Raw genomic sequence first — 22,744 nt, forward strand, 5'->3', positions numbered from 1 at the left:
ACTTCCTGCGAAACAAAATATGATACAATAAAACTATGAATTATGAAGTAAGTAAACAATTTTTGGCATTCACGAAAGCAACTTAATCCGTCGGAGTCAATGGGTTGAAGCAACTCTTATTCAAACTGGCTTTACGATTTCAAAAACTCATCTTAGTGCTGAGGATACGGTGATTGTGGATGCAACAGAGCTAAAAATCAATCGTCCTAAAAAATCAACTAGCCAATTATTCTGGTAAAAAGAAATGTCATGCTATGAAGGCTCAGGCGATTGTCACAAGCCAAGGGAGAATTGTTTCTTTGGATATTGTAGTGAACTATTGCCACTATATGAAGTTATTCAAAATGATTCGCAGAAATATCGGACAAGCTGGTAAAATCTTGGCAGACAGTGGTTATCAAGGGATCATGAAGATATATTCACAAGCGTAAATTCCGAGGAAATCAAGCAAACTTAAGCCACTAACTCTTGAAGATAAATCCTATAATCATGTGCTATCTAAAGAGAGAATCAAGGTTGAGAATATTTTGGCCAAAGTAAAAACGTTTAAAATGTTTTCAACAACCTATTGAAATCGACGTAAACGATTTGGATTACGAATGAATTTGATTGCTGGAATTATCAACTGTGAACTAGAATTCTAGTTTCGCAGGAAGTCTAATAAAAAAACTTTGTACTCTAGCAACCATCGCGTGGCTAGCTAGAGTGCAAAGTTTTTTTGAGTCTGGAACATGGAAACAGCAGTTGATTTCAAGAAACAAAAAAGAACAGCCGAAGCTGTCTTTTTATTATTATTTGAGACCGTATTTTTTGTTGAAACGATCCACGCGTCCATCTGCTTGAGTGAACTTTTGACGTCCAGTGTAGAATGGGTGTGAGTCTGATGAAATTTCCACACGGATCAATGGGTAAGTTTCGCCTTCGAACTCAACTGTTTCGTTAGAGCGTTTTGTTGAACCGCTAAGGAATTGGTAACCAGTAGTTGTGTCCATGAAGACAACTGGGCGATATTCTGGATGGATATCTTTTTTCATTTTGCAATATTTCCTTTCTGCCATGGTCTCTTTGCGAGCCATAGATTGTTACCTTACTAGTCTATCAGATTCTGAAAAGTTTGGCAAGTATTTTATCAGTTTTTAAGCAAGTTTTTTAACTTTTGGTAGATGATTTCGTTTTCTTCTAAACTATAGGAATTAGCTCCGCTTGCTAGAGGGTGGCCTCCACCATCATGTTCTTTGGCAATTTCATTGATAGGATGGATTTTACTGCGTAAGCGAACTCGGTAGTGGCCATCAGCCTGCTCCACAAAAATTCCCCAGAGACTAACACTGTCAATGCGTCCAGGTGCGCCTACAATGGCTGCAGTTTCCGCATCGGTGACATTGAATCGTTTTAAGATTTCCTGACTCAGAATCACGCGAGCTGCGCCATTTTCATCCACTTCCAGATGATCGTAGATATAGCCTTGAAGTTTAGCAATTTTGTAACTCATAGTGTCCATTTTGCGAGTGAGAGCCGCAAAGTCAAAGTTATGTTCTCTCAGAGAGGCAGCCAGACGGAGGGTCCGTGCAGTGGTAGAAGGGTAGAGGAAGCGACCTGTATCACCAATAATACCTGCAAAGAGCAATTCAGCAGCGCGATCTGACAAGGCCAGTTGGGTTGTTTGGGCAAATAGGGTAATCATCTCACTAGCGCTACTTGAACTAGTATCTACCCAAGACAGGTCACCGTATACATCATCATTTGGATGGTGGTCAATCTTAATGAGAAAATCACCTTGACTATAGCGCTTATCATCGATACGAGCAGTATTGGCCGTATCACAGACGATGACAAGGGCGCCTTGGTAGGCACTATCTTCAACAAAATCCATCTCAGCCATCCAAGTAAGAGTTGGTTCATCAAAACCAACTGCTTTGATAGTTTTTTCTGGGAAATGATGTTTGAGAAGAGCTTTCAATCCCACCTGACTTCCCAAGGCATCTGGGTCTGGTTTCATATGACGGTGAATGATAATCGTGTCGTATTCTTTGATTTTTTCTAAAATTTGATGGCAAATGTCCATAAATAACCTCAATTCTTTCTCATTTCATTGTAGCACAAGAATTTTTATTTTTAAAATGAAAAAGATGTGATATAATGGAGAAAGATAAATTGAGGAGGACGATATGGCATTAGCAAAAATTGTATTTGCCAGTATGACCGGTAATACCGAAGAAATTGCAGATATTGTAGCAGACAAATTACGTGACTTGGGCTTGGATGTCGATGTTGATGAATGTACAACTGTTGACGCTTCAGACTTCTTGGAAGCAGACATCGCTATCGTTGCGACCTATACTTATGGTGATGGAGAATTGCCAGATGAGATGATGGACTTCTACGAAGACCTAGCTGACCTCAACTTGAATGGCAAAATCTACGGAGTGGTCGGCTCAGGAGATACCTTCTACGATGAATTCTGTAAGGCTGTCGATGACTTTGACCGCGTTTTTGTAGCGACAGGGGCAGAAAAAGGTTCAGAGTGTGTCAAAGTTGATCTCTCTGCTGAGGAAGAAGACATTGAACGCTTGGAACAATTCGCAGAAGAATTGGCTGCAAAAGTAGGATAAGTATAAAAGTGCGCTGATGCAATCAATCAGTGCATTTTTCTTATTGTGAGTTGGGATTTTACTAGCCTATTTGGTGGCTTTTTGATACAATAATTCAAATAAAGGAGGAGATTGTATGGATTTAGATATTATTCGTAAAGAAATTGATCAAATTGACGATCAAATTGTCAAACTGTTAGAAGAACGAATGCATTTGGTTGAGGATGTAGTTGCCTATAAGAAAGCTTCAGGTAAACCGATTTTAGATACTAAGAGAGAAGCGGTTATTTTTGAAAAGGTTAGAAGTCGCGTAGGAGATAAGCGCTATCAGGAGACTATTGTAGCGACTTTTTCGGACATACTCAAACGTTCGCGTGATTATCAGGATCAAAACATCAAATGAAAAAAGAACAATTTTATCCGCTAGGGATTTTTCTAGCTGCCATGTTGGGCGGACTTGTCCGCTATCTAGTTTCTACTTGGTTACCAGCCAGTCCAGATTTTCCTTGGGGCACCCTTCTTGTTAACTATCTAGGTGTTTTCTGCCTGGTGTATCTTGTTAAGGGCTACTTAGTCTATAAGGGAACCAGTAAAGGTGTTATTTTAGCTCTGGGTACAGGTTTTTGTGGTGGTTTGACAACCTTTTCTAGTCTAATACTTGATGCTGTGAAACTGCTTGATACAGGGCGTTATCTTAGTTTAGTCCTGTATTTGCTTTTGAGCATCGGTGGAGGCCTGCTCTTGGCTTACTATTTGGGGAGGAAGAAATGGTAATGGTCTATCTTGCAATTGCTTGTGGTTTCGGAGCTTTAGTGCGCTATTTCTTTTCCCGCTATAATCAAGATTCTAAATTGCCACTCGGAACGCTAATAGCCAATCTTTTGGGTTGTTTTTTAATTGGATTATTCTACAATCATGTGGAGTCTAAGGAAGTCTATGCTATTTTAGCGACGGGTTTTTGTGGAGGTTTAACAACCTTCTCTACCTTGAATGACGAACTCCAAAGACTGTTAAGTGATAAGAAGGTATTTTATAGCTACCTAGCCTTAACCTACCTAGGTGGTTTGGTTGCGATTTTTTTAGGAATTCTGCTATAAATTTCTTTACTTTTTTGTGGAAATTTGGTAAACTGTATCTTGTGTGTAATGGACGCACAAAAATACAGTTTATCCGCTGAGGAAGATTCCTCAAGATTGACAAAGATAGGAGAATAAAATGAATCCATTAATCCAAAGCTTGACTGAAGGTCAACTTCGTACAGATATCCCATCATTCCGTCCTGGTGACACTGTTCGTGTACACGCGAAAGTTGTCGAAGGTAACCGTGAACGTATCCAGATTTTTGAAGGTGTTGTTATCGCACGTAAAGGTGCTGGTATCTCAGAAAACTACACAGTTCGTAAAATCTCTAACGGTGTAGGTGTTGAGCGTATCTTCCCAATCCACACTCCACGTGTTGAAAAAATCGAAGTTGTTCGTTACGGTAAAGTACGTCGTGCGAAATTGTACTACTTGCGTGCTCTTCAAGGTAAAGCAGCTCGTATCAAAGAAATTCGTCGTTAATTCGACTAAAAAACTCTGCTTATTTAGCAGAGTTTTTATCTAGCTCCCTTAGTTCAATGGATATAACAACTCCCTCCTAAGGAGTAGTTGCAGGTTCGATTCCTGCAGGGGGCAGTAATTAGATATCAAAAACCGCTCAGTCGAGCGGTTTTCGTCTATTCTTACCTTTTTACAGTACCCATGTACGGATGGCATGGGCAACGCCAGATTCGTCATTTGTTTTGGTGATGTATTTGGCGATTTTTTTGATTTCTGGATTTCCATTTTCCATGACAACTGGGTTGCCAACGACTTCCAGCATGGCACGGTCATTTTCTTCGTCACCGATAGCCATGGTTTCATCTTTGGTCAATCCTAGTTTTTCAGCTAAGTGAGTGATGGCTGAACCCTTATCTACATTCTTTTTAAGGAGTTCGAGGTAGAAAGGAGCGGATTTGTTGATGGAGTAGCGTTCGTAAAATTCGGCTGGAATTTTTTCAATGGCAGCATCGAGTATTTCTGGTTCATCGATGAACATACACTTGACGATTTCTTTATCGGCCATTTCTTCAGGGGTGCGGTAGAAGATAGGCATGCTGACGAGGGTTGATTCGTGCACTGTGTATTTTCCGATATTGCGATTGGCAGTGTAGATACCATTCTTGGTAATGGCATGCATGTGGACACCGAGCTTGCGACTGAGAAATTCCATATCCAGATAATCCTCATAAGTCAAGGATTCACTGATAATCTCATGACCTGTAGCAGTTTCTTGGACAAGGGCACCGTTGAAGGTCACGACATAGTCACCCTCGTCTCTCAACTGCAAGTCGTCCAGAAGTTTGGCTACACCTGCGATAGGGCGGCCAGTTGCAATCACGACTTTGACACCAGCTTCTTTGGCATCTTGGATAGCAGAAAAGACTTCAGGAGTGATTTCCTTTTGGCTGTTGACTAGGGTTCCGTCAATATCGACGGCGATTAGTTTAATACTCATAAAATTCCTCTTCTAGTTTTTATTTGGGGTAAAATGATCGTTCTCAATCAAGTGTAAAAATTGCTGGGTAATGCTTGCGAAGATGCTGTTTTGGTCCAACATTTCTTTCGGAAAATAAAAGCGATTATCTCCGTGGCGACTGCCAGCAAGGGATTTGACGATAGGAGACAGGCTAGAGAGTTCGGCCAGTTCTCCATTTTTTTGTAAAATCTCAATCTGTGTCCTTGGGTTTTCAGATTCGGGACGATAGATATCATAAGGGAGGTCAAAATTCTTATGAATGGCAGTGTAGTAGTCGGGATCAAAGCCAATGTCCTCAACCAATTTTCTCATGCTGGCGAGTTGGTCTTGGTCTTCTTGTGAAAAAGTAATGGATTTAAAGACCTTGCGGTTGACAAAGCGCTGTGATAAGTCTGCTAAAATCTTGTCAGGACTGGTCATCCAGAGCTGGAAGTAGGTATTCATCACACCATCATCCAGAGCAAGATAGTCAGACAAGGTCACATTTTTTTCAAAGAAAGGGAGGAGATGTGGAGATGTTCGTGCAAAGAAATCTTTGTCTTTAGGATAGAGTTCTTTGGCGCGCTTGAGAAGATTTTGCAGGAGAACTTCCATGGCGCGTGTTGCGGGGTGGAAATAAACCTGCATGTACATCTGATAACGACTGAGGACGTAGTCTTCGATAGCATGCATGCCATTGCGCTGAAAGGCAATACCGTTTTCGACAGGACGAATGACACGCAAGATCCGAGTCAGGTCAAATTCCCCATAAGAAGCTCCTGTAAAATAGGAGTCGCGCAAGAGATAGTCCATGCGATCTGCGTCAATCTGACTAGAAATGAGTTGCACGACCTGCTTGTTAGGATAGGTATGGTCGATGACACTGGCAACTTTTTCTGGAAAGTCTGGTGCCACTTGTAGCAGGACTTGGTGAATCTCCGTTTCAGGACTTTGGATAATCTCCTGAGTAATGGCTTCATGGTCTGTATCAAAGAGATGTTCAAAAGTATGGGAGTAGGCACCATGCCCAAGATCGTGTAAAAGAGCAGCGGTCATGGTCAAGAGAGACTCGGCAGGATTCCATTCGTCTGGATATTTTTCTTCAAAAATCTCCGTGATACGTCGTGCAATTTCATAGACTCCCAGACAGTGAGAGAAGCGACTGTGTTCCCCACCGTGGAAGGTATAACTGGAAGTTCCCAGTTGCTTGATACGGCGCAAGCGTTGAAATTCTTTTGTATTAATCAAGTCATAGATGATTTGATTATTGACATGGATGTAGTTGTGAACTGGGTCACGGAATACTTTTTCGTTCATATGACCATTATAGCAAAAAGCTAGAGTTTTTGGTAAAATAGTAGGACAAGAGACAAGAAAGAGGACCTGATGTGAAGATTCGGATGCGAAATACGATTCAGTTTGATGAGCAGTTGGAAGTGATTGACCAACTCTATGATGTAGAAGTGCATGAAAAAGGAGATTATAGCTACCTGCTTTTCTATAATGAGGAAAAGGAAAAAGTGGTTATTAAATTTCATGGTCAAGAACTTGTGATGAGCCGATTTTCTAATCCCAAGACCATTATGCGCTTTTTAAAGGATAGTGATAGTTTAGCCTATATTCCCACACCTATGGGCATGCAGGAGTTTATCATCCAAACGAGCCATTATCAAGTTGATGGGCAAAAGATTGAACTAGATTATCAACTACAAAATCAAGAGGGACATCCCTTTGCCAGCTATCAATTGGAAATTACTTGGGGCTAGGCTCATGTCTTTTTCAAATTTAACTAGCTATCTTCTTGGATTGGCTCCCTAGTGTGGTAGATTAGGCTAATTTTTGGTATAATAAAAGTTATGGAAATCGAAAAAACCAATCGTATGAATGCGCTCTTTGAATTTTATGCGGCGCTTTTGACAGATAAGCAAATGAATTATATCGAGCTCTACTACGCTGATGATTACAGCCTTGCTGAGATTGCCGAGGAATTTGGTGTCAGTCGTCAGGCTGTCTATGACAATATCAAGCGAACAGAAAAGATTCTGGAAGATTATGAGATGAAATTGCACATGTACTCGGACTACATTGTCCGCAGTCAGATTTTTGACCAGATATTGGAGCGTTATCCCAAGGATGACTTTCTGCAGGAGCAGATAGAAATTTTAACAAGCATTGATAATAGAGAATAAGAGGAAGAAAAATGGCATTTGAAAGTTTAACAGAACGTTTGCAGAACGTCTTTAAAAATTTACGTAAAAAAGGAAAAATCTCTGAATCTGATGTCCAAGAGGCAACCAAAGAAATTCGCTTGGCCTTGCTTGAGGCCGACGTTGCCTTGCCTGTTGTAAAGGACTTTATCAAGAAAGTTCGTGAGCGTGCAGTCGGGCATGAGGTTATTGATACCCTTAATCCTGCGCAACAAATTATTAAAATCGTTGATGAGGAACTGACAACCGTTTTAGGTTCTGATACGGCAGAAATTATCAAGTCACCTAAGATTCCAACCATCATCATGATGGTCGGTTTGCAGGGGGCTGGTAAAACAACCTTTGCCGGTAAATTGGCCAACAAACTCAAGAAGGAAGAAAATGCTCGTCCTTTGATGATTGCGGCGGATATCTATCGTCCAGCAGCCATTGACCAGCTTAAGACCTTGGGACAACAGATTGATGTGCCGGTTTTCGCTCTTGGGACAGAGGTTCCAGCTGTTGAGATTGTTCGTCAAGGTTTGGAACAAGCCCAAGCCAATCATAACGACTATGTTTTGATTGATACGGCAGGTCGTTTGCAGATTGATGAGCTTTTGATGAATGAACTTCGTGACGTAAAAGCATTGGCTCAACCAAATGAAATTCTGCTCGTCGTAGATGCCATGATTGGTCAAGAAGCGGCCAATGTTGCGCGTGAGTTTAATGCTCAGTTAGAAGTAACTGGGGTTATCCTTACCAAGATTGATGGGGACACTCGTGGTGGTGTGGCTCTATCTGTTCGTCACATTACTGGAAAACCAATCAAGTTCACTGGTACAGGTGAAAAGATTACGGACATTGAAACCTTCCACCCAGATCGCATGTCTAGCCGTATCCTTGGTATGGGGGATATGCTCACTTTGATTGAGAAAGCTTCTCAAGAATACGATGAGCAAAAAGCCCTTGAAATGGCTGAGAAGATGCGTGAAAACACCTTTGATTTCAATGATTTCATTGATCAGTTGGATCAGGTGCAAAACATGGGGCCAATGGAAGACTTGCTCAAGATGATTCCAGGTATGGCCAACAATCCAGCCCTTCAAAATATGAAGGTGGATGAGCGTCAGATTGCTCGAAAACGTGCCATCGTGTCTTCTATGACACCTGAAGAACGTGAAAATCCAGATTTGTTAAATCCAAGCCGTCGCCGTCGTATCGCAGCTGGTTCTGGAAATACCTTTGTCGAAGTTAATAAATTCATTAAAGACTTTAACCAGGCTAAACAACTCATGCAGGGTGTTATGTCTGGAGATATGAACAAGATGATGAAGCAAATGGGAATCAATCCAAACAACCTTCCTAAAAATATGCCAAATATGGGAGGAATGGATATGTCTGCCCTTGAAGGAATGATGGGACAAGGAGGTATGCCTGACCTGTCAGCTCTCGGAGGAGCAGGAATGCCAGATATGAGTCAGATGTTTGGTGGCGGACTCAAAGGTAAAATCGGTGAATTTGCTATGAAACAGTCCATGAAACGCATGGCTAACAAAATGAAGAAAGCGAAGAAAAAACGCAAGTAAGACAAGGGAAGGCCGCAGGGCTTTCCTTTTTTAGAAAGAAGAAAAATGAGCACTTCCGTAATTGGAAATGCTCGTTTTTTGATGTGTTTAGACTTTTAGTCTTTATTTTCGTATGGCAAGATTAAGTTCAAGATGATTCCTGTCATGGCTGATAGAGCAGTACCTGAAAGTGTAACTGGACCGAGTTTAAGGATAGCTCCTCCAAGTCCAAGAACCAACATAGCACTTGCGATGATGAGGTTACGCATTTGAGCGAAATCAACACGTTCTTTAATCAAGACTTTCAAACCGTTGCTGGCGATAACTCCATAGAGAAGGATTGACATACCACCAAGTACAGCATTTGGAATAGTTGAAATCAAGGCTGTGAATTTACCAAGGAAGCTAAGGGCAATTGCGATGAAGGCAGCGTTACGGATAACTGAGACAGAAGCGATACGAGTCATACCGATAACCCCTGTATTTTCTCCGTAAGTTGTATTGGCTGGTCCACCAAGGAAGGCAGAAACAGAAGTTGCGATACCGTCACCAAGAAGAGTACGGTGAAGACCTGGTTCTTTCAAGAATTGACGGCCACAGATTTGACCCAAAACAGTGTGGTCTCCGATATGTTCAGAAATTGTTACGATAGCGATTGGCAAGATAGCGATGGTTTCTGGGCCAAAGTAAAGATTGTATTCTTTAAAGGCACCACCTGTGCTAAATGGCAAGTAGAAACCAGGAATTTCAAACCAGTTAGCTTTAAGAACTGGTGTAAAGTCAACCAAACCAAGAGTTAGTGCGAAGAGGTAACCACCGATAATGGCAAAGAGGAATGGAATGATTCGTAGGAAGCCTTTTCCTTTTGTATTGATAAAGGCAGCAATCAAGAAAGTAACAACTGCTACAAGAGCATTTTTCCAATTTCCATCAGCTACAAGACCAGCATTGGTAACAGCTGAACCTGCAAGTCCAAGACCGATAACGATGATCATAGGTCCAATGATGATTGGTGGCAAGAGTTTATCAATCCATTTTGTACCCGCAAAACGAACACTTGCAGCCACAAGGACATAGACTAAACCAGTCAAGATAACCCCTGTTTGAGCAGCAGATACATCACCACCCATTTCTTTCATAGCCAGTGACATTGCTGTGATAAAGGCGAATGATGATCCTAGATAAACTGGAACTCTAAAACCAGTTGAAATCATGTAGATAAGTGTTCCAACACCTGAAGCAAAAAGGGCAACAGATACAGGCATTCCCAAAATCAAGGGTACCAAGATGGTCGCACCGAACATGGCAAAAACGTGTTGGAAACTAAGGAGAATTCCTTTTCCGGCTGAAGGACGTTGGTCAACGTCTAGTAACAAATCAACAGTTGATTCTTGTTTCATATAAACCTCACTTTTGGGCATCAAAAAAGAGCCCATTATTTTACAGCAATAGGCCCTCAGAGTAAGACTTCTTTAAAATCCAGACTTTAAAGAGTTTCAAATATTTCTGCGTCTTCGTCACCTCACGGGATGACATTAAAAACCTTTGCTTGTGATAGTATAGCAAAAATTACAAACTTTGTAAATATTTTTTTACTAAAAAGATTAAAGCGGGCGTTTATTTGGCATACCAGCCTTACGTGGATATTTGTTTGGTGTTTCTTTTTTCTTTTCCACTACTGTGATGTAACGTGGATCTCCATTTGGTAGGGCGTAGCTGAGGTTGTCTTCGACTTTGCTAAAAAGGAGGTTGAGGGCATTCTTGGCTTCTAACAATTCCTCGGGTGCATTGCTGGCCTTGAGTGCCAGTAGTTTTCCGCCAACTTTAAGGTAAGGAATTGTCAATTCAGATAAAATCTGCATGCGGGCAACCGCACGAGCTGTTACAAAATCATATTGAGCACGGAACTTTTTGTCTTGGGCAAAATCTTCGGCACGTCCATGGTAGAAATGAACATCGTCTAAATCCAGTTCTTGAGCCAAAAGTTGGAGGAAGTTGATGCGCTTGTTGAGGGAATCAATGATGGTCACATCTAACTGAGGATAGAGGATTTTCATTGGTAGACTAGGAAATCCTGCCCCGGCCCCGATATCAAGCAGTTTGATAGTTTCATTGGGAATCAAGTCTTGCAGAATGGGTGCAATTGAATCATAAAAATGTTTGAGATAAACTTCTTCTTTATCTGTAATAGCCGTCAAATTAATCTTTTCATTCCACTCGACCAAGATCTCAAAATAACGTTCAAATTGTTTTTTTTGCTGGTCCGAAAGTGGAAGATTTTGCTCGGCAAGCAGGTTGTAAAATGTTTCTGGTTTCATAGTTATTTCCTTCTTTAGTATCATCTTATTTTACCACAATCATTAAAAATTTGATATACTGGTACTAATCTAAAAGCAGAAAGGACTTATATAATGATTTGGATTATTCTTGGAGTTTTAGCTCTTATTGTTATTTTTGTGATTGTTAGCTATAACGGTTTGGTTAAAAATCGTATGCAAACAAAGGAGGCTTGGAGTCAGATTGATGTTCAGTTGAAACGTCGAAATGACCTCTTGCCAAACTTGATTGAGACTGTAAAAGGTTATGCCAAATATGAAGGTTCTACCCTTGAAAAGGTGGCAGAACTACGTAACCAAGTGGCGGCAGCGACTTCACCAGCAGAAGCTATGAAAGCTAGTGATGCCCTTACTCGTCAGGTTTCAGGTATTTTTGCAGTTGCAGAAAGCTATCCAGATTTGAAAGCTAGTGCCAACTTTGTTAAATTGCAAGAGGAGTTAACAAACACAGAAAATAAAATTTCTTACTCTCGTCAACTCTACAACAGTGTTGTCAGCAACTACAATGTAAAATTAGAAACTTTCCCAAGCAATATTATCGCTGGGATGTTTGGATTTAAAGCAGCAGATTTCCTTCAAACACCAGAAGAGGAAAAGGCAGTTCCTAAGGTTGATTTTAGCGGTTTAGGTGACTAAGATGTTGTTTGATCAAATTGCAAGCAATAAACGAAGAACCTGGATTTTGTTGCTGGTATTTTTCCTACTCTTAGCTCTGGTTGGCTATGCAGTTGGTTACCTCTTCATGCGATCTGGGCTTGGCGGTTTGGTTATTGCACTGATTATCGGATTTATCTATGCCATGTCTATGATTTTTCAATCAACAGAGATTGTCATGTCCATGAATGGCGCGCGTGAAGTTGATGAGCAAACGGCACCAGACCTCTACCATGTAGTGGAAGATATGGCTATGGTGGCTCAGATTCCTATGCCCCGTGTTTTCATCATTGAGGATTCTTCTTTAAATGCCTTTGCGACAGGTTCTAATCCTCAAAATGCGGCGGTTGCTGCGACGTCAGGTCTCCTCGCTATCATGAATCGTGAAGAACTAGAAGCTGTTATGGGGCATGAAGTTAGTCATATTCGTAATTATGATATCCGCATTTCGACAATTGCTGTTGCCCTTGCCAGTGCTATCACCATGCTTTCTAGTATGGCAGGTCGTATGATGTGGTGGGGTGGGGCAGGTCGCAGACGAAATGACGATGATCGTGACGGAAATGGCTTAGAAATCATTATGCTCGTGGTTTCTCTACTAGCTATTGTGCTGGCACCTCTTGCTGCAACCTTGGTGCAACTAGCTATTTCCCGCCAGAGGGAATTCCTAGCTGATGCTTCCAGTGTCGAGTTGACCCGCAATCCTCAAGGAATGATCAATGCTCTACGTAAGTTGGACAATAGCGAGCCGATGCATCACCATGTTGATGACGCCAGCAGTGCACTTTATATCAATGATCCCAAGAAAGGTGGAGGGTTCCAAAAACTCTTTTATACCCACCCACCTATCTCAGAACGTATTGAACGTTTAAAACATATGTAAAATGAAGGCTGGGAAAAAGCCTTTAAAATCTGAAAAACGCATAATATCAGGTGTGAAAAAAACTTGATATTATGCGTTTTATTGTGGGAAGATTTACTTTCTCTTCTCCTAAAATTGTGTTTTTGCCCCACCTATCTGCTATGTTGCAAATTTATAAATTGTCTAAATTAACTACATCCAAACCGTGTTCTGTCAAGCGATAGATAGTCGAACAGACCTCTTTTAAGAAACGACGGTCATGCGAAACAGTGATGATACCGCCTGGATAGGTTGCAAAGAGTTTTCTAATTTCGGGTTGAGAAGTAGGTGAAAAGTTTCGTGTGGGTTCATCTAGCAGGAGAAAGTTTGGTTTGCGCAAGACTAAATCCAAAAGTAGGAGTTTACCCTGTTGTCCGCCAGATAAGGAGCGAATTTGATGCTGCATTTCTGGATAACTGAAATTGAGACTGGCTAAGTGAGATTGGATTTTCTGTAGTTCCTCTTTTTCCCCAGTTTTGCGGAGATAGGCTAGTGGTGATAAATCCAATTGCAGTTTTTTGTGGTAATCTTGTGGCATAAAACCAAGCGAAATTTCTATTTTGGCGCTAAGCAGTTGTTGAAACTTGGCTAACAGAGTCGATTTTCCAATACCATTTGGGCCGATAATACCGATTTTTTCTTGGCCACGGACAGTTAGTCGTAGTTCTTGAACCAAAACTCGGTCGCCAATGGACAAATTTTCTTTTTCCAGTTGGATTAAAACTTTAGAAGCAGGTAATGGTTGGATGTCTGAGAAGAAAAGTTTGATTTCTTCCTCTTCAAGTGGCTTTTGGATCATGGACTGAGCTGTCTTTTCAAAGCGTTTTTCTTGAGAGAGAACATTTTTCATCTTTTTAGCCAATAGGCGACCGGCAGTACTATCTTTAGTAGCTCGAAGGGCAGTTTCTACATTTTGCTTGACGCGCCGATGCTTTTCCATGGTTTTGTTATAGGCTCTTTGGTCGTTAGCAGCCTGCTGACTTTGTTTGATAAAATTAGCCTTTCTCTGGTCGCTATAGCTATCATAGTCTAAATGCTCTACTAGTGTTTCTGCTTCTTTACGGTGCTTGACCAGTAGCAAGTGGACAATAGTATCAGCCGTTTCAGAAAGAAAGTCTTCATCATGGGAAATAAAAATAACGGTTTGCCGAATCTTTCGAATCTGACTTTTTAGCCAATCAACCGTCTCAAGGTCTAGGTCATTTGAAGGTTCATCTAAAAATAGAATCTCAAAGGGTTTGGCTAACTCATGGATGAGCTGAATTTTCAAAGCTTCGCCCCCCGAAAGGCTTCCAATCTCTTGAACGCTAGCGAAACGGTTGCTATCAAAGTGTAACTCCTCAGCCAAACGATAGAGGATACTGTAGTCTAAATCAGCAAAATCCAAAAAGAAGTAGTCGTGTAGACTTTTCTTTTTCAGCTCTTCGGGGAGTTTTTGAGGAATGTAGGCTATTGATTGATAATCAGATTGAATGTCTCCCCTGATAGTGAAATCAGGTAAAGTTTCTCCCATTAAAGTTTTAATCAAGGTTGATTTGCCATTTCCTTCCTCTCCAATAATAGCTATCTTTTCCCCGTCTTGGATGGTCATGTTTAAGTCTGAGACAAGGTCTCGTAAATCTTTGTTTTGTGTGATGGTCAGGTGATTGATTTTTATCATATGATTGCCCTTTCTAGAATGTCGATAGTGCATAACAAAAAGCTCTACTTTATCTAGTAGAGCCCAAAGTCACTGTCAAAACTCTATTATCCTCGTTGAAAAGCTCGTCAAACTAGCTTAGGATTGCCTAATCCAACTCAAGAGGAGCAGATGGTTAGCCTTCTAGTTTTTTGATTTTCAATGAGGATAAGATACTAGAAAATCTAGTATGAAAAGAGCACACAAAAAGAGACAAAAACAAGATCTACTAAATAAAGTTTCTTTATTTGATAGACTTAGTTGTTCATGTCTCTCTTACCTCCGAGTATTAGTATCTTTATCCTATACCTTTAAGGAAATTTTGTCAACAGAAAACTGACAATTCTAATCTCTAAAATCCGAAAACAGGTCCATAGAGAGTCAGTACGTGTTTGATATGCTCGTAATGGAATTTATCATAGTTTCGCCAAGCAGTGCGTGCTTGATCATTCAGTTTTAGGCTACCAAGACCAATCAGAAGACTGGTACGTTGGTAAAATTTCTCAAGGTCGATTAAAATACTGTTGTCCAACTTTTCCGCTTTTTTGAGCTCTTGCAGAGTAGTGTTTAGCAGCTCTTGCAGTCGAATATCATCTGCCCTACCCTGTTTGCAGCTTTGGAAACTTTTATTTAACTCGGATAGGAGTTGGGTTGCATTAGTAATGAGTTCTTTGTCTTTCATGTGAGCATCCTCCTTGCTCTGATGTATTATTGCCTATAGTATGGCACTAAAAAATGTCATAGTAAACATGTTAAAAAATCGAATGTTAATTAAAAAGTTTGGTGGGCTGATTTGTAGGCTTTTCATGGTATAATCAAGAGAGTAAATCTTTATGGAGGAAGTATGAAATTAAATATTCAAGAAATTCGTAAGCAGTCTGAAGGCTTGCATTTTGAACAAACGTTAGACCTAGCTGCAGACCTGCGTGCACGCAATCAAGAAATTTTAGATGTAAAAGATATCCTTGCAGTTGGGAAAGTACAGTACGAAGACCGTATGTATTTCTTAGATTATCAACTATCTTATACCATTGTTCTTGCTTCAAGTCGCAGTATGGAACCAGTTGAGTTAGTTGAATCTTATCCAGTAACGGAAGTTTTCATGGAAGGTGCAACTAACCAACTAGATCAGGAAGTTTTAGACGATGATTTGGTCTTGCCTATCGAAAATGGAGAACTTGACCTTGCTGAGAGCGTGTCAGATAATATCCTTCTCAACATTCCTATCAAGGTCTTGACGGCTGAAGAAGAGGCTGGTCAAGGATTTGTTTCAGGAAATGACTGGCAAATCATGACAGAAGAAGAATACCAAGCCCAACAGGCAGTTAAGAAAGAAGAAAACAGTCCTTTTGCTGGCTTACAAGGACTATTTGACGGAGACGAATAATGGTCTTGTCAAAAAAACGAGCACGAAAAGTGCTGGAAGAAATAATTGCTCTGTTTCCAGATGCCAAGCCCAGTCTTGATTTTACCAATCATTTTGAACTACTAGTTGCGGTCATGTTGTCAGCTCAGACAACGGATGCAGCGGTAAATAAGGCTACACCAGGTCTCTTTGCTGCCTTTCCAACGCCACAAGCCATGTCTGTAGCGACAGAGAGTGAGATTGCTTCACACATTTCTCGCCTGGGACTGTATCGGAATAAGGCTAAATTCCTTAAAAAATGTGCCCAACAGTTACTAGATGATTTTGATGGCCAAGTTCCTCAAACACGTGAGGAATTGGAAAGTCTTGCAGGAGTTGGTCGCAAGACAGCCAATGTTGTCATGAGTGTGGGCTTTGGGATTCCAGCCTTTGCAGTGGATACTCATGTGGAGCGTATCTGCAAACACCACGATATTGTCAAAAAATCAGCGACACCGCTTGAGGTGGAAAAGCGGGTCATGGATATCTTGCCACCGGAGCAGTGGTTAGCTGCCCATCAGGCCATGATTTATTTTGGAAGAGCCATTTGCCATCCTAAAAATCCAGAGTGTGACCAGTACCCACAGTTATATGACTTTAGCAATTTATAAGCAATTTATAAGATGGGGTTTCAAAAGTTTTTGCTTGATTTTAAGCATGCTTTGTGCTATAGTATTTGATAACTAAATATTCCTTTAAACCTGTCCCGTGAGGCAGGCAAGGAGAACGATTAAGTAGTAGGGTGAAGTCTATACTGTTTGCAGTAGGGCTCGCTTGGCTATACATTTCAAGTCTCCTTGTTTAAGGAGACTTTTCTTTTTGGAGGTTTGTCATGAAGGCAAAAGAAGTTGTAGACGAATTGACTGTCAAACGAGCGATTACGCGTATTACTTATGAGATTATCGAACGCAACAAAGATTTGAATAAAATCGTCTTGGCTGGTATTAAAACTCGTGGTGTCTTTATCGCCCACCGAATCCAAGAACGTTTGGAACAGCTAGAAAATCTTTCAGTTCCTGTTGTGGAATTGGATACTAAACCTTTCCGTGATGATGTTAAAAGTGGAGAAGATACTTCTTTGGTTTCTGTCGATGTGACAGACCGCGAAGTTATCTTGGTGGATGATGTGCTCTATACAGGTCGTACCATCCGTGCTGCTATTGATAATATTGTAGGTCATGGTCGTCCTGCGCGCGTGAGTTTAGCAGTTCTAGTCGATCGTGGACATAGAGAATTGCCAATCCGTCCAGATTACGTTGGAAAAAACATACCAACTAGTCGTTCTGAAGAAATCATCGTAGAGATGGCAGAACTTGATGGCCAAGATAGAGTTCTGATTACTGAAGAAGCTTAGAAAGCTAAAGGAGTAGCCATGTCAGTAAATCAACAAGCATTAAACCATGTGGTGTCCATGGAAGACCTCACTGTCGATCAAGTGATGAAATTGATCAAGCGAGGAATTGAGTTTAAAAATGGAGCTCAGCTTCCCTATGAGGACCATCCGATTGTTTCCAATCTTTTCTTTGAGGATTCTACACGAACGCATAAGTCCTTTGAAGTGGCAGAGATTAAACTGGGATTGGAGCGACTTGACTTTGATGTGAAGACTAGTTCAGTCAATAAGGGTGAGACACTTTATGATACCATTTTGACTCTGTCTGCTTTAGGAGTGGATGTCTGTGTGATTCGCCACCCTGAGGTTGACTACTACAGAGAGTTAATTGCAAGTCCGACGATTACGACTTCCATCATCAATGGTGGAGATGGTTCGGGTCAACACCCTAGCCAGAGCTTGCTTGATTTGATGACTATTTATGAGGAATTTGGTCACTTTGAGGGTCTCAAGGTTGCGATTGCAGGTGACTTGGACCACTCACGCGTTGCTAAATCCAATATGCAGATTTTGAAACGCTTGGGAGCTGAACTTTATTTTGCTGGACCTGAGGAATGGAGAAGTCAAGAGTTTGCAGATTATGGACAGTTTGTAACCATTGATGAAATCATTGATCAGGTGGATGTCATGATGTTTCTCCGTGTGCAACATGAACGCCATGATAGTGGAGCTGTCTTTTCAAAAGAAGACTACCATGCCCAACATGGCTTGACTCAAGAACGTTATGACCGTTTGAAAGAAACAGCAATCCTTATGCACCCAGCCCCAGTCAACCGTGATGTAGAAATCGCAGACCACTTGGTTGAAGCACCAAAATCACGGATTGTCCAACAAATGACCAATGGTGTCTTTGTTCGAATGGCAATCTTAGAATCCGTACTGGCGAGTAGAAACGCCAACTAAAACACAAGACGTTAAAAGACGCCAGTGAGCGTCCACGAGAGGTGAAAATATGACAAAAAGACTTCTAGTATTAGAAGATGGCACAGTTTTTGAAGGCAAGGCCTTCGGAGCAGATATTGATGTAACAGGCGAAATCGTCTTTAATACAGGTATGACCGGCTACCAAGAATCCATTACAGACCAGTCTTATAATGGACAAATCTTGACCTTTACTTATCCTTTGGTGGGAAATTATGGAATTAATCGTGATGATTACGAATCCATCATTCCAACTTGTAAAGGAGTCGTTGTTTTTGAAGAAGCACGAAGAGCAAGCAACTGGCGCAACCAAATGACCTTGGATGAATTTTTGAAAGCCAAGAAAATTCCGGGTATTTCTGGAATTGATACGCGTGCACTTACCAAGATTATCCGTAAGCATGGTACGATGCGTGCAACCTTGACTCATGTTGGAGATAGTATGGACCATGTGACGGACCAGCTCCAAGCAACAGTTTTGCCGACAGATAATATCAAGCAGGTTTCTACTAAAACATCCTATCCAGCTCCAGGAGTTGGTTTGAGCGTGGTTCTAGTGGACTTTGGTCTTAAGCACTCAATTCTACGTGAACTTTCTAAACGCAACTGTAACGTGACAGTTGTTCCCTATTCGACAACGGCTGAAGAAATTCTCCATCTCAATCCTGACGGAGTTATGTTGTCAAACGGTCCAGGTAACCCAGAAGATGTTCCACAGGCACTGGATATGATTCGTGGTGTGCAAGGGAAAATTCCAATCTTTGGTATTTGTATGGGGCATCAACTCTTTGCAATGGCAAATGGTGCTAAGACCTACAAGATGAAATTTGGACACCGTGGATTCAACCATGCGGTACGCGAAATTGCTACAGGACGTGTGGATTTTACAAGTCAAAACCATGGTTATGCAGTTAGCCGTGAGGATTTGCCAGAACACTTGATTATCACCCACGAAGAAATCAATGACAAGTCAGTTGAAGGTGTGCGTCACAGATACCAACCTGCTTTCTCTGTCCAATACCATCCAGATGCAGCTCCTGGTCCTCATGATGCAAGCTACCTATTTGACGAGTTTATCGAGATGATGGAAGCTTTTAAACAATCAAACTAAGAACGAGTAAAAGCTCGTCGGAGAATTTATTTAATGGCAACCTGAGAGTTGCCGAATAGAAAGGAGAAGATACATTGTTCGCGGAAGTGAACACGCCCTAAGAACTGTGTGAAAAAGATAAACATTGTTTTGACGCTGAAGGTGTCTGCACCGAGTTTCCTATTTTCACTGTGTTCTTTACGGGCTTTGTATCATAAACTATGCCTAAACGTACTGATATTCAAAAAATTATGGTGATTGGTTCTGGTCCAATTATTATTGGTCAGGCTGCTGAGTTTGACTACGCTGGGACCCAGGCTTGCTTGTCTTTGAAAGAGGAAGGTTATGAGGTTGTTTTGGTTAACTCAAACCCTGCGACTATCATGACAGACAAGGAGATTGCAGACAAGGTTTACATCGAACCGATTACACTTGAGTTTGTGACACGTATTCTCCGTAAGGAGCGTCCCGACGCCTTGCTGCCAACCCTTGGTGGACAAACTGGTCTTAATATGGCCATGGAATTGTCTAAAAATGGTATCCTCGATGAGCTCGGTGTCGAACTTCTGGGTACTAAATTGTCTGCTATTGACCAAGCGGAGGACCGTGATCTCTTTAAACAATTGATGGAAGAGCTCAACCAACCAATTCCAGAATCTGAAATTGTAAACACTGTTGAAGAAGCTGTTGCCTTTGCAGCAACAATTGGTTACCCAGTAATCGTCCGTCCAGCCTTTACTCTTGGTGGTACTGGTGGTGGTATGTGTACCAATGAGGAAGAATTGCGTGAAATCGCTGAAAATGGGTTGAAATTGTCACCTGTTACCCAATGTTTGATTGAGCGTTCAATTGCAGGTTTCAAGGAAATCGAGTACGAAGTCATGCGCGATTCAGCTGACAATGCCCTCGTTGTTTGTAACATGGAAAACTTTGACCCAGTGGGGATTCACACAGGGGATTCCATTGTATTTGCCCCTGCCCAAACCATGTCAGACTATGAAAACCAAATGCTTCGTGACGCAAGCTTGAGCATCATTCGTGCCCTCAAGATTGAAGGTGGATGTAATGTTCAGCTGGCCCTTGATCCGCATAGCTTCAAATACTATGTCATCGAAGTAAACCCCCGTGTATCACGTTCTTCAGCCCTTGCCTCTAAAGCGACAGGTTATCCGATTGCTAAGTTAGCTGCTAAGATTGCCGTCGGTTTGACCTTGGATGAGGTTATCAACCCAGTCACAGGTTCAACCTATGCCATGTTTGAGCCAGCCCTTGACTACGTTGTTGCCAAGATTCCACGTTTCCCATTTGACAAGTTTGAAAAGGGTGAGCGCCGTCTTGGTACTCAGATGAAGGCCACTGGGGAAGTCATGGCAATCGGTCGAAACATCGAAGAATCTCTCCTTAAGGCCTGTCGCTCCCTTGAAATTGGGGTGCACCACAATGAAATGCCTGAACTTGCCAGTGTTTCAGATGATGACTTGATTGAAAAAGTAGTCAAAGCCCAAGACGATCGTCTTTTCTATGTATCAGAAGCAATTCGTCGTGGCTACACACCAGAAGAAATTGCAGAGCTTACAAAAATTGATATTTTTTATCTGGATAAACTCTTGCATATCTTTGAAATTGAGCAGGAGTTGGGCGCACATCCTCAGGATGTCGATGTCCTGAAAACAGCTAAACTAAATGGATTTTCAGACCGTAAGGTTGCTGAACTCTGGGAAACGACAGCTGACCAAGTTCGCCAACTTCGTTTGGAAAACAAGATTGTTCCTGTTTATAAGATGGTAGATACTTGTGCGGCAGAATTTGACTCTGAAACACCATACTTCTATTCAACATATGGTTGGGAAAACGAGTCTATCAAGTCTGATAAGGAATCCGTTCTAGTTCTAGGTTCTGGTCCAATCCGTATCGGTCAAGGGGTCGAGTTTGACTACGCAACTGTTCATTCAGTTAAGGCTATTCAGGCGGCTGGCTATGAAGCCATCATCATGAATTCAAACCCAGAGACCGTTTCTACAGACTTCTCTGTATCAGATAAGCTTTACTTTGAGCCATTGACATTTGAAGATGTGATGAACGTCATCGACTTGGAGCAACCAAAGGGTGTTATCGTTCAGTTCGGTGGTCAAACAGCCATCAACCTTGCGGAACCATTGGCTAAAGCAGGTGTGACTATTCTTGGTACGCAAGTAGCTGACCTAGACCGTGCGGAAGACCGTGACCTCTTCGAGCAAGCTCTAAAAGATTTGGATATTCCACAACCACCAGGACAAACGGCTACCAATGAAGAGGAAGCAGTACTTGCAGCTCGCAAGATTGGCTTCCCAGTTCTTGTCCGCCCATCTTATGTACTTGGTGGACGTGCCATGGAAATCGTTGAAAACGAAGAAGACCTTCGTTCTTACATGCGAACTGCTGTTAAGGCTAGTCCAGACCACCCAGTTCTTGTCGACTCTTACATCGTTGGGCAAGAGTGTGAAGTTGATGCTATTTCAGATGGAGAAAATGTCCTAATCCCTGGTATCATGGAGCATATCGAACGTGCCGGTGTTCACTCAGGTGACTCAATGGCCGTTTATCCTCCACAAACCTTGTCTCAAAAGGTGCAGGAAACCATCGCAGACTATACTAAACGATTAGCAATCGGCCTTAACTGTCTTGGAATGATGAACATCCAGTTTGTTATCAAGGATGAAAAAGTCTACGTTATTGAGGTCAATCCACGTGCTAGCCGTACGGTTCCATTCCTTTCTAAGGTAACCAATATTCCTATGGCTCAAGTAGCTACCAAGCTCATTCTTGGGCAAAGACTTGAAGAACTTGGATACCAAGATGGACTTTATCCTGAAAGTACTCGTGTTCATATCAAGGCACCTGTCTTCTCCTTCACAAAACTAGCTAAGGTAGACAGCTTGCTCGGTCCTGAAATGAAGTCAACAGGGGAAGTTATGGGTTCTGATACGACTTTGGAAAAAGCTCTCTATAAGGCCTTTGAAGCTTCTTACTTACACTTGCCAACTTTTGGTAACGTTGTATTTACCATCGCTGATGATGCCAAAGAAGAAGCCTTGGACTTGGCTTGTCGTTTCCAAAATATTGGCTATGGAATCCTCGCGACAGAAGGGACAGCAGCCTTCTTTGCCAGTCATGGATTGCAAGCCCAACCTGTTGGTAAGATTGGTGATGACGATAAGGATATTCCAAGCTTTGTTCGTAAAGGAAGAATTCAAGCTATCATTAACACAGTAGGAACAAAACGAACTGCAGACGAAGATGGAGAGCAGATTCGCCGTTCAGCTATTGAACACGGGGTGCCCCTCTTCACAGCCCTAGATACAGCTAACGCCATGCTCAAAGTATTGGAAAGCCGTAGTTTTGTCACAGAAGCAATCTAGTTTAGAAAAGTTTTTCACAGTTTAAAAGCCAGCGTCAGAAAACGCTGGTTTTTTTCAATACTGTTCTTGCTTGTTTTAACTATCATG

The 22,744-nt window shown here is 41.6% G+C and carries 24 protein-coding genes, 1 tRNA gene and 1 pseudogene; 18 read left to right on the forward strand and 8 right to left on the reverse strand.

Annotated elements, in window-relative coordinates:
• Window positions 1–61: 61 nt before the first annotated feature.
• Window positions 62–644: pseudogene (locus QM843_RS07205) on the forward strand (transposase family protein); the annotation flags it as partial.
• 147 nt (window positions 645–791) lie between these two features.
• Here QM843_RS07205 and QM843_RS07210 read toward each other — a convergent pair.
• Window positions 792–1,034 carry a type B 50S ribosomal protein L31 gene (locus tag QM843_RS07210; protein WP_000710764.1) on the reverse strand — a complete coding sequence of 81 codons (243 nt, stop codon included), beginning with the start codon at window positions 1,032–1,034 and terminating at the stop codon, window positions 792–794.
• A 95-nt stretch (window positions 1,035–1,129) separates the two neighbouring features.
• Window positions 1,130–2,065 carry a DHH family phosphoesterase gene (locus QM843_RS07215; RefSeq protein ID WP_024057206.1) on the reverse strand — a complete coding sequence of 312 codons (936 nt, stop codon included), beginning with the start codon at window positions 2,063–2,065 and terminating at the stop codon, window positions 1,130–1,132.
• Between the two features lie 103 nt (window positions 2,066–2,168).
• On the opposite strand from QM843_RS07215, the gene QM843_RS07220 reads away from it, so the two are divergent.
• The 6 genes from QM843_RS07220 to QM843_RS07245 all read left to right on the forward strand — a co-directional run bounded on the left by QM843_RS07220 (window position 2,169) and on the right by QM843_RS07245 (window position 4,268).
• The gene (locus QM843_RS07220; protein WP_001162125.1) at window positions 2,169–2,612 is read left to right on the forward strand and encodes a flavodoxin; all 444 of its coding nucleotides are present in this window, start codon (window positions 2,169–2,171) and stop codon (window positions 2,610–2,612) included.
• A gap of 115 nt (window positions 2,613–2,727) precedes the next feature.
• Window positions 2,728–2,994: a chorismate mutase gene (locus QM843_RS07225; RefSeq protein ID WP_000362429.1), complete on the forward strand. Its 267-nt coding sequence runs from the start codon at window positions 2,728–2,730 to the stop codon at window positions 2,992–2,994.
• The gene (gene crcB / locus QM843_RS07230) at window positions 2,991–3,365 is read left to right on the forward strand and encodes a fluoride efflux transporter CrcB (protein ID WP_414304675.1); all 375 of its coding nucleotides are present in this window, start codon (window positions 2,991–2,993) and stop codon (window positions 3,363–3,365) included. The genes QM843_RS07225 and crcB (QM843_RS07230) overlap by 4 nt, the downstream gene beginning before the upstream one ends.
• Window positions 3,359–3,688, forward strand: coding sequence for a fluoride efflux transporter CrcB (gene crcB / locus QM843_RS07235; protein WP_004241771.1), 330 nt, complete (start codon window positions 3,359–3,361; stop codon window positions 3,686–3,688). Before crcB (QM843_RS07230) ends, crcB (QM843_RS07235) begins: the two co-directional genes overlap by 7 nt.
• A gap of 118 nt (window positions 3,689–3,806) precedes the next feature.
• On the forward strand, window positions 3,807–4,154 hold the full coding sequence (gene rplS / locus QM843_RS07240) for a 50S ribosomal protein L19 (RefSeq protein ID WP_001068669.1): 348 nt from the start codon (window positions 3,807–3,809) through the stop codon (window positions 4,152–4,154).
• A 42-nt stretch (window positions 4,155–4,196) separates the two neighbouring features.
• Window positions 4,197–4,268, forward strand: a tRNA-Arg gene (locus tag QM843_RS07245).
• Window positions 4,269–4,323: 55 nt separating this feature from the next.
• Here the strand turns inward: QM843_RS07245 and yidA are convergent.
• Complete coding sequence (yidA, locus tag QM843_RS07250; RefSeq protein ID WP_261028519.1) at window positions 4,324–5,130, reverse strand: sugar-phosphatase; 807 nt, start codon at window positions 5,128–5,130, stop codon at window positions 4,324–4,326.
• A gap of 12 nt (window positions 5,131–5,142) precedes the next feature.
• Complete coding sequence (locus QM843_RS07255; protein WP_125454431.1) at window positions 5,143–6,447, reverse strand: HD domain-containing protein; 1,305 nt, start codon at window positions 6,445–6,447, stop codon at window positions 5,143–5,145.
• Between the two features lie 71 nt (window positions 6,448–6,518).
• Here QM843_RS07255 and QM843_RS07260 point away from each other — a divergent pair, with 71 nt between their 5' ends.
• From QM843_RS07260 to ffh, 3 genes are all read left to right on the forward strand, one after another.
• Window positions 6,519–6,896, forward strand: a complete 378-nt coding sequence (locus tag QM843_RS07260) for a YwiB family protein (protein ID WP_004238036.1) — start codon at window positions 6,519–6,521, stop codon at window positions 6,894–6,896.
• A 90-nt stretch (window positions 6,897–6,986) separates the two neighbouring features.
• Entirely contained in the window at window positions 6,987–7,319 is a 333-nt protein-coding gene (locus QM843_RS07265; protein WP_000402066.1) for a putative DNA-binding protein, read from the forward strand.
• An 11-nt stretch (window positions 7,320–7,330) separates the two neighbouring features.
• Window positions 7,331–8,902 (forward strand): signal recognition particle protein, encoded by a 1,572-nt coding sequence (gene ffh / locus QM843_RS07270; protein ID WP_414304674.1) that lies wholly within the window; start codon window positions 7,331–7,333, stop codon window positions 8,900–8,902.
• Between the two features lie 95 nt (window positions 8,903–8,997).
• Here ffh and QM843_RS07275 read toward each other — a convergent pair whose 3' ends face one another.
• The gene (locus QM843_RS07275) at window positions 8,998–10,281 is read right to left on the reverse strand and encodes a uracil-xanthine permease family protein (protein ID WP_261044720.1); all 1,284 of its coding nucleotides are present in this window, start codon (window positions 10,279–10,281) and stop codon (window positions 8,998–9,000) included.
• A gap of 204 nt (window positions 10,282–10,485) precedes the next feature.
• A complete protein-coding gene (rsmG, locus tag QM843_RS07280; protein WP_371483799.1) occupies window positions 10,486–11,199 on the reverse strand; it encodes a 16S rRNA (guanine(527)-N(7))-methyltransferase RsmG in 714 nt (237 codons plus the stop codon).
• 93 nt (window positions 11,200–11,292) lie between these two features.
• Between rsmG and QM843_RS07285 the strand changes: the two genes are divergently transcribed.
• Complete coding sequence (locus QM843_RS07285; RefSeq protein ID WP_049551152.1) at window positions 11,293–11,853, forward strand: LemA family protein; 561 nt, start codon at window positions 11,293–11,295, stop codon at window positions 11,851–11,853.
• A gap of 1 nt (window position 11,854) precedes the next feature.
• A complete protein-coding gene (gene htpX / locus QM843_RS07290; RefSeq protein ID WP_000895766.1) occupies window positions 11,855–12,754 on the forward strand; it encodes a zinc metalloprotease HtpX in 900 nt (299 codons plus the stop codon).
• A 151-nt stretch (window positions 12,755–12,905) separates the two neighbouring features.
• Here the strand turns inward: htpX and QM843_RS07295 are convergent, their stop codons facing one another.
• The gene (locus QM843_RS07295; RefSeq protein ID WP_214614728.1) at window positions 12,906–14,465 is read right to left on the reverse strand and encodes an ATP-binding cassette domain-containing protein; all 1,560 of its coding nucleotides are present in this window, start codon (window positions 14,463–14,465) and stop codon (window positions 12,906–12,908) included.
• Window positions 14,466–14,802: 337 nt separating this feature from the next.
• Complete coding sequence (locus QM843_RS07300) at window positions 14,803–15,132, reverse strand: hypothetical protein (protein WP_000653208.1); 330 nt, start codon at window positions 15,130–15,132, stop codon at window positions 14,803–14,805.
• A gap of 162 nt (window positions 15,133–15,294) precedes the next feature.
• Between QM843_RS07300 and QM843_RS07305 the strand changes: the two genes are divergently transcribed.
• The 6 genes from QM843_RS07305 to carB all read left to right on the forward strand — a co-directional run bounded on the left by QM843_RS07305 (window position 15,295) and on the right by carB (window position 22,657).
• On the forward strand, window positions 15,295–15,837 hold the full coding sequence (locus QM843_RS07305; RefSeq protein WP_000773212.1) for a YceD family protein: 543 nt from the start codon (window positions 15,295–15,297) through the stop codon (window positions 15,835–15,837).
• The gene (nth, locus tag QM843_RS07310; RefSeq protein WP_000244443.1) at window positions 15,837–16,466 is read left to right on the forward strand and encodes an endonuclease III; all 630 of its coding nucleotides are present in this window, start codon (window positions 15,837–15,839) and stop codon (window positions 16,464–16,466) included. Before QM843_RS07305 ends, nth begins: the two co-directional genes overlap by 1 nt.
• Before the next feature lie 221 nt (window positions 16,467–16,687).
• On the forward strand, window positions 16,688–17,209 hold the full coding sequence (pyrR, locus tag QM843_RS07315) for a bifunctional pyr operon transcriptional regulator/uracil phosphoribosyltransferase PyrR (protein WP_000644747.1): 522 nt from the start codon (window positions 16,688–16,690) through the stop codon (window positions 17,207–17,209).
• 18 nt (window positions 17,210–17,227) lie between these two features.
• Window positions 17,228–18,151, forward strand: a complete 924-nt coding sequence (locus tag QM843_RS07320) for an aspartate carbamoyltransferase catalytic subunit (protein ID WP_000115770.1) — start codon at window positions 17,228–17,230, stop codon at window positions 18,149–18,151.
• Between the two features lie 49 nt (window positions 18,152–18,200).
• Window positions 18,201–19,280 carry a carbamoyl phosphate synthase small subunit gene (locus tag QM843_RS07325; RefSeq protein WP_000166853.1) on the forward strand — a complete coding sequence of 360 codons (1,080 nt, stop codon included), beginning with the start codon at window positions 18,201–18,203 and terminating at the stop codon, window positions 19,278–19,280.
• Window positions 19,281–19,480: 200 nt separating this feature from the next.
• A complete protein-coding gene (gene carB / locus QM843_RS07330) occupies window positions 19,481–22,657 on the forward strand; it encodes a carbamoyl-phosphate synthase large subunit (protein WP_414304673.1) in 3,177 nt (1,058 codons plus the stop codon).
• Window positions 22,658–22,744 lie beyond the last annotated feature (87 nt).

This window comes from Streptococcus mitis, from assembly GCF_047463435.1.
Taxonomy (GTDB): domain Bacteria; phylum Bacillota; class Bacilli; order Lactobacillales; family Streptococcaceae; genus Streptococcus; species Streptococcus mitis_DS.